Annotated in this window: 7 protein-coding genes; 4 read left to right on the top strand and 3 right to left on the bottom strand. The window is 56.6% G+C overall.

The features are described from left to right. Positions 1–151, bottom strand: a 151-nt coding sequence (locus tag DOU50_RS01975; protein WP_148768656.1) for a LysR family transcriptional regulator, incomplete at its 3' end; no start/stop codon positions are given. A gap of 121 nt (positions 152–272) precedes the next feature. Between DOU50_RS01975 and DOU50_RS01970 the strand changes: the two genes are divergently transcribed. Beyond that, on the top strand, positions 273–1526 hold the full coding sequence (locus DOU50_RS01970; protein WP_148768655.1) for an MFS transporter: 1254 nt from the start codon (positions 273–275) through the stop codon (positions 1524–1526). A gap of 70 nt (positions 1527–1596) precedes the next feature. Here DOU50_RS01970 and DOU50_RS01965 read toward each other — a convergent pair whose 3' ends face one another. Then, entirely contained in the window at positions 1597–2988 is a 1392-nt protein-coding gene (locus tag DOU50_RS01965; protein WP_008502450.1) for an APC family permease, read from the bottom strand. A 356-nt stretch (positions 2989–3344) separates the two neighbouring features. Further along, on the bottom strand, positions 3345–4763 hold the full coding sequence (locus DOU50_RS01955) for a glutamine synthetase family protein (RefSeq protein WP_008502452.1): 1419 nt from the start codon (positions 4761–4763) through the stop codon (positions 3345–3347). 214 nt (positions 4764–4977) lie between these two features. On the opposite strand from DOU50_RS01955, the gene puuD reads away from it, so the two are divergent. The 3 genes from puuD to DOU50_RS01940 form a co-directional block, all read left to right on the top strand. Next, positions 4978–5742, top strand: coding sequence for a gamma-glutamyl-gamma-aminobutyrate hydrolase (gene puuD / locus DOU50_RS01950; protein WP_148768654.1), 765 nt, complete (start codon positions 4978–4980; stop codon positions 5740–5742). A 25-nt stretch (positions 5743–5767) separates the two neighbouring features. Further along, positions 5768–6325: an HTH-type transcriptional regulator PuuR gene (gene puuR, locus DOU50_RS01945; RefSeq protein WP_008502454.1), complete on the top strand. Its 558-nt coding sequence runs from the start codon at positions 5768–5770 to the stop codon at positions 6323–6325. A 157-nt stretch (positions 6326–6482) separates the two neighbouring features. After that, a partial coding sequence (locus tag DOU50_RS01940; protein WP_148768653.1) for an aldehyde dehydrogenase family protein occupies positions 6483–7181 on the top strand: 699 nt, incomplete at its 3' end.

Below are 7181 nucleotides of genomic sequence, written 5' to 3'. Positions count from 1 at the left end.
CCAGCAGGCGCGCGCCGACCTGCTGCTCCAGGATCTGAATCTGCTGGCTTAACGGGGGTTGAGAGATATTCAGCCGTGCCGCCGCGCGGCCAAAATGCAGCTCTTCGGCGACGGCGACAAAGTAGCGGAGATGACGCAGCTCGATATTCATATTTCTAACGTATCATTTGAGATTATTAATATATTAGACAGAATATTTACATTTTCCTACCCTGAAGAGGTGGTCATACCCGTCACCAGAAATCACGGGGATGTTTAAGCAAGGAAACTGTGTGAGTCGTACAACTACCATTGATATCGATCCGGCAAGCGATATCAATGATTTACCTGCAACATCGCAGCCGGTCCAGTTCATTAAACGTGGTACCCCCCAATTTATGCGCGTCACGCTGGCGCTCTTTTCCGCCGGTCTGGCCACCTTCGCCCTGCTCTATTGCGTTCAGCCGATCCTGCCCGTCCTCTCGCATGAATTTGGCGTATCGCCTGCCAGCAGCAGCGTTTCACTCTCTATTTCTACCGGCATGCTGGCGATTGGCCTGCTCTTTACCGGGCCGCTGTCCGACGCCATTGGCCGTAAACAGGTGATGGTGACCGCGCTGATGCTGGCCTCGGTCTGTACATTACTCTCGACCATGATGACCAGCTGGCACGGTATTCTGGTGATGCGCGCGCTGATTGGGCTGTCGCTCAGCGGCGTGGCGGCGGTCGGGATGACCTATCTCAGCGAGGAGATTCACCCAAGCTTTGTTGCCTTCTCTATGGGGCTTTACATCAGCGGGAACTCGATTGGCGGGATGAGCGGACGCCTGCTGAGCGGGGTCTTTACGGACTTCTTTAGCTGGCGTATTGCGCTGGCGGTCATCGGGTGTTTTGCGCTGGCATCAGCCCTGATGTTCTGGAAAATTCTGCCGGAATCGCGCCATTTCCGCCCGACCTCTTTGCGCCCGAAAACGCTGTTTATCAACTTCCGCCTGCACTGGCGTGACAAAGGGCTTCCGCGCCTGTTTCTGGTCGGCTTCCTGCTGATGGGCTCCTTCGTCACGCTGTTCAACTATATTGGCTACCGCCTGATGCTCTCGCCATGGCATCTGAGCCAGGCGATTGTCGGTTTACTCTCGGTTGCTTATTTGACCGGTACGTGGAGTTCACCGAAGGCCGGGGCGATGACCGCACGCTATGGACGCGGCCCGGTCATGCTGTTCTTCACGGCGGTGATGCTGGTCGGCCTGCTGCTGACGCTCTTCTCCTCCCTGTGGCTGATTTTTGCCGGCATGCTGCTCTTCTCCGCGGGGTTCTTCGCCGCCCACTCGGTCGCCAGCAGCTGGATTGGTCCGCGCGCGCGTCGCGCCAAAGGTCAGGCATCGTCTCTTTATCTGTTTAGCTATTACCTGGGGTCCAGCATCGCCGGGACGCTCGGCGGCGTCTTCTGGCATAACTACGGCTGGAACGGCGTGGGCGGGTTTATCGCGCTGATGCTGTGCGCGGCGCTGCTGGTGGGAGCGAGTCTTCATAAACGTCTGAGATAGTAAGGGACTGATGCCCGGTAAGACGAGCGATCCCGAAAAACGGCACCAGCGTACTGGTGCCGTTTCACGTTCAGGAATCCCAGGCCTGCTCTATCTTACCGGCTTCAAACTGCGGAGGCGGTTTTCGGAAACGGCGCGTGAGCCATGTCAGGTAAAGGATCCCCAGTGCCGCCCAGATGAGGCCAAGCGTCAGGGACGTCGCTTCGAGATTTATCCACAGCACGCCGACCGTGACGGCACCAATGAGCGGCAGCAGGAGATAGTGGAACCGATCTTTCCACGTTTTGTTCAGCCCCTTACGCCGCCAGAAATGGTTGTACACCGAGAGATTAACAAACGTAAACGCCACCAGCGCGCCAAAGTTGATCAGCGCCGTCGCGGTCACGAGATCGAAGTACAGGGCCGACAGCGCCACTATCCCAACCATAATGACGTTCAGGGCCGGCGTACGCCATTTCGGATGCACGTAGCCAAACACGCGCTCCGGAAAGACGTTGTCACGCCCCATCACATACAGTAAGCGTGAGACGCTGGCGTGCGAGGCCAGGCCTGAAGCGAGCGTATTCACAAACGTGGTACACAGAAACACCGACTGGAAGAGCTTGCCGCCCACGTATAGCGCGATTTCCGGCAGCGCGGCGTCCGGGTTCTTGAAGCGGGCGATCGTCGGGAAAAAGAGTTGCATGAAAAACGAGGCAACAATGAATATCAGCCCGCCATACAGTGCGGTCAGGAAAATGGCTTTGGGAATAACCCGCGCTGCGTTTGGCGTCTCTTCCGACAGCGTGGTGACCGCGTCAAAGCCGAGGAAAGAGAAGCAGACGATAGTCGCGCCGGTAATAATCGGGATCAGGTGAGCGTTCTCGCTGATAAACGGCTGGAGCGACCAGACGGTGCCGACGCCCTCCCCCTTATGCAGTCCGTGCACCACGAGGATGACAAACACCACCATGATGGCGATCTGCACCAGCACAAACAGGGTGTTGAAGTTGGCGACCAGATTCACGCTCTTCAGGTTCGCCAGCGTCAGGATCGTCACAAACCCCACTACCCAGACCCACGGCGGAACTTCAGGGAACAACGCGGAAAGGTAGATCTTCGCCAGCAGCACGTTAATCATCGGCAGGAAGAGATAGTCCAGCAGCGATGACCAGCCGACCATAAAGCCTAAGTGGGGGCCGATCGATTTCTGCGTGTAGGTGTACGCGGAGCCCGCTTCCGGGAACTGCCGTACCAGTTTGCCGTAGCTGATGGCGGTAAACATGACGCCAGCCAGCGCCAGGAGATACGAGGCGGGCACGTGGCCGTTGCTGATACCGGACACAATGCCGAAGGTATCAAACACGGTCATAGGAGTGAGGTAAGCCAGCCCCATCATGACCACCTGCCAGAGCTTGAGGGAACTGCGCAGCCGGGTTCTTCCGGCCATGCGCGGCGAGTCAAGAGAGGTGTTAGTCGCCATAAACCGTCCCCCCCATGCTTACCGTGGTTTGCAATCGCGCTGTCCTTAACGCAAACCTGCTTAGCAAAGGGGGAAGTTGTAAAGAACACACGCGATCGTACCAGCGCACCGTCTCTGGCTCGCACTCACAGCAGGTGCCTGACTGGCCCCCTTCGCCCTGCGGATAGTTGAACATCTGCATCATTTCCTACCTCGTCACACAGTGTCGTTAAGAAAATCCCTGTGCCGCCTGCGCTCCATAACGCGACTCCCGGGAGATAGCTGGCGTGCCAGCAAACAGTTAGGCCAGGCTCCGCGCAGGCCGTTTGGTGATACGTATGAGATGAAACAAAGCGGCCCCTTACCGGGGCACGTCATCAGGCGTTTTTGAGCATCCACTCAATTTCAGTTTCGGTAATCAGGCGTTCAAACTGCAGTAATTCATCATTTTTGCAGGCGTGATAGACGTGGCAGAAACGTTCGCCCAGCCGCTCGCGAAGGCTATCGTTTTGCATAAATTCCCACAGCGCATCGCTCTGACGAATCGGGAACGGCAGTCCGTCCTGCTCCAGACCATTGCCTTCCACTTCTTCCTGCAGGGGCAAATCGTTATCCAGCCCATGTAAAATACCGGCAAAAATCGCCGCCATCACCAGATACGGATTCGCGTCAGCGCCCGCCACCCGGTACTCGACCCGATGGTTATGGCGATCGCCGCAGGGGATACGCAGGGCAACGGTGCGATTATTGTGTCCCCATGAGGCCTGCGTCGGCACGTACATTCCCGGCTGGAAGCGACGGTAGGAGTTGACGTTCGGTGCCAGCAGCGCCATGGATGCAGGCATCAGATCGATCATCCCGGCCAGCGCGCGTTTAAGCAGCGCGGAATCCTCGCCGTTGGCGTCTGCGAGCACGTTTTCGCCTCGGTTGTTTTGCATGCTGATGTGGATATGCATCCCGCTGCCCGCATGCTCTTCATACGGCTTTGCCATAAACGTGGCGTGCATCTTATGTTTTTCCGCCATCTGCCTGACGAGACGTTTTAGCGCCAGCGCATCGTCGCAGGCATCGAGCACGTTTTCCGTATGGTGCAGGTTAATCTCAAACTGGCCCGGGGAGGCCTCAGCCACGGCCCCGTCAGCGGGGATGAGCTGCAGCTGCGCCAGTTCGTCAATGTCGTTCAGCACATCAGCAAAGTGGTTCAAATTATCAACCGAGTAGACCTGACTCTGCGTGTTACGCACGTCGGTGCCCGGCGCGCAGGGTGGCTGCAGATAGCCGTCGGCATCGCGTTTACGGTCAAGTAAATAGAACTCCAGCTCTACCGCTACCACGGGGAACAGACCGCGCTGGCGCAGCTGCTGCCAGAGTCGGTTGAGTACGTTCCGCGGCTCAACGTCAAAGGGAGCGCCATCTTCATCAACCATGGTGAGCTGCACCTGACCAATGTATTCCGGGTCGGCGGCGGACGGTGTCAGGGTGCCCGGTACCGGCACGCAGATGCAGTCCGGCTCACCGAGCTCCTGCCCCAGGCCCGCCTCTTCCACGACGTTACCCAAAATGTCCATGGCGAAAACCGATGCCGGGAAATAGCAGCCTTTTTCAAGTTTGCTCAGTCCGGCAACCGGGATGCGTTTACCGCGAAAACAGCCGTTCAGGTCAGTCAGGAGGACGTCAATAAACTGGGTGTCAGGATACTTTTCTAAATAGCGCTTCACTTCCTGCGTAAAGGCGCTGCCCCGCCTCTCATCCGTGTGCTGCACAAAGTTCTCAACTTCTACGATATTGGTTTCCATGATTTACCACCGTTTTTGGGTTTTGCGTTCGCTGCTCAGGACTGTCAAATATAATGTCCACCCTATCGAATCTGTATGCAAACAAATTGTTTGTCAAATGTTAAATTAAGTTTGCAAAACGTAGATCCCGTTGCTAGATTGAGAAAATATTGAACGAAAAGGCCGTTTCAGAGGTGAGAATGGCCTAAATTTAGTCCACTTTGTGAGGGCGATCATGGAAAATATAATGAACAAGCCAGTTATTGGCGTGGTGATGTGCAGAAACAGGCTTAAGGGTCATGAGACCCAAACCCTGCAAGAAAAGTACCTGAATGCCGTTATTAACGCAGGGGGCTTACCTATTGCCTTACCGCATGCGCTGGCAGAGCCAGAGCTCCTTACCGCTCTGCTCCCAACCCTCGACGGGATTTACCTGCCGGGCAGCCCAAGTAACGTGCAGCCGCACCTTTATGGTGAAAACGGCGATGAGCCTAACGCCGATCCCGGGCGAGATCTTCTGAGTATGGCGCTGATTGCCGCCGCGCTCGAAAGGCGCATCCCCATTTTCGCCATCTGCCGGGGGCTGCAGGAACTGGTTGTTGCAACGGGAGGGACGCTGTATCGCCGCCTGTTCGAGCAGAACGACCTGCTTGAGCACCGGGAAGATCCTGAACTGCCGGTTGAGCTACAATACGCCCCGTCTCATGAAGTTCAGGTTCAGGAGGGAGGACTGCTGTCTCAATTAATACCAGGCTGTAACACATTTTGGGTAAACTCGTTACACGGGCAAGGTGCACGGACGTTAGGACCACGGCTTCGCGTGGAGGCCCGCTCGACGGATGGGCTGGTCGAGGCGGTCAGCGTTCATGACCACCCTTTTGCCCTCGGTGTGCAATGGCACCCCGAATGGAACAGCAGCGAGTACGCCCTGTCACGCATGTTGTTTGAAGGTTTTATCACCGCCTGTCAAAGCCACATTGCTGAGAAGCAGCGGCTTTGACCACTACCGTAAAGGAAATGCAACTATGAGCGATGACGGACTGGCGCCAGGGAAACGTCTGTCTGAGATCCGCCAACAGCTGGGTCTCTCGCAGCGGCGTGCCGCCGAACTGTCTGGGTTAACACACAGTGCCATCAGCACCATTGAGCAGGATAAAGTCAGTCCTGCCATCAGTACGCTGCAAAAGCTACTGAAAGTCTATGGGCTGTCGCTCTCGGAATTCTTTTCGGAACCGGAAAAACCTGATGAACCGCAGGTGGTTATTAATCAGGAAGACCTTATCGAAATAGGCAGTCAGGGGGTTTCGATGAAGCTGGTTCATAACGGAAATCCGAACCGTACGCTGGCGATGATTTTTGAAACTTACCAGCCTGGAACCACGACCGGAGAGAGGATCAAACACCAGGGTGAGGAGATCGGTACGATACTGGAAGGTGAAATATTGTTGACAATTAATGGCCAGCAATATCACCTGGTTGCGGGGCAGAGCTATGCCATCAATACCGGCATACCGCACAGCTTCAGCAACACCTCGGCAGGCATCTGCCGCATTATCAGTGCCCACACCCCCACCACGTTCTAATTACCACTCAGTCCCGGCGTAAGCACGCTTACGCCGGGACACATAAAAACGATCGATGTCGGCATTCAACGGGTTAATTCCCGGGATGCCTCACGGCTTCGTATTGCCTGAAACGGCCATGCCTTTATTTATCTGATTGCGAAAGAAAGGAGTGAATATGCATTTTAAGCACCTGACTTACTGGCAGGATAAAGCAAAAAACAGCGCCATTGAGGCCCGGTTATTTATTAACGGTGCCTATTGTGACGCCGCCGATAATACCACGTTTGAAACCGTCAATCCCGCGACCCAAAAGACGCTGGCAAACGTCGCCCGTGGCAAGCAGGCGGACGTGGACCGTGCAGTTCAGGCCGCGCGTGAGGTATTTGAGCGCGGTGACTGGTCACAGGCGTCTCCGGCGCAGCGCAAGGCCGTGCTGAATACGCTCGCCGATTTGATGGAACGCCATAGCGAAGAGCTGGCCTTACTGGAAACGCTGGACACCGGTAAACCCATCCGCCACAGCCTGCGCGACGATATTCCCGGCGCGGCTCGCGCTATTCGCTGGTACGCCGAAGCGGCGGATAAAGTCTACGGCGAAGTGGCGCCTACGGGTCCGGGCGAGCTGGCGATGATCGTGCGCGAGCCCATCGGGGTTGTTGCGGCCATCGTCCCCTGGAACTTCCCGCTGCTGCTGGCCTGCTGGAAGCTGGGCCCGGCGCTGATCGCGGGCAACAGCGTGGTACTGAAACCGTCGGAGAAATCGCCGCTCTCCGCCCTGCGGCTGGCCGGGCTGGCGAAAGAGGCGGGCCTGCCGGACGGCGTGCTGAATGTAATAAGCGGTTACGGCCACGAAGCGGGCCAGGCGCTGTCGCTG

The sequence above is a fragment of the Enterobacter sp. C6 genome, from assembly GCF_008122455.1.
In the GTDB taxonomy this organism is placed as follows: domain Bacteria; phylum Pseudomonadota; class Gammaproteobacteria; order Enterobacterales; family Enterobacteriaceae; genus Enterobacter; species Enterobacter pseudoroggenkampii.
The sequence above is the reverse complement of the archived record's forward strand: the minus strand, read 5'-3'. Positions and strand labels throughout refer to the sequence as shown.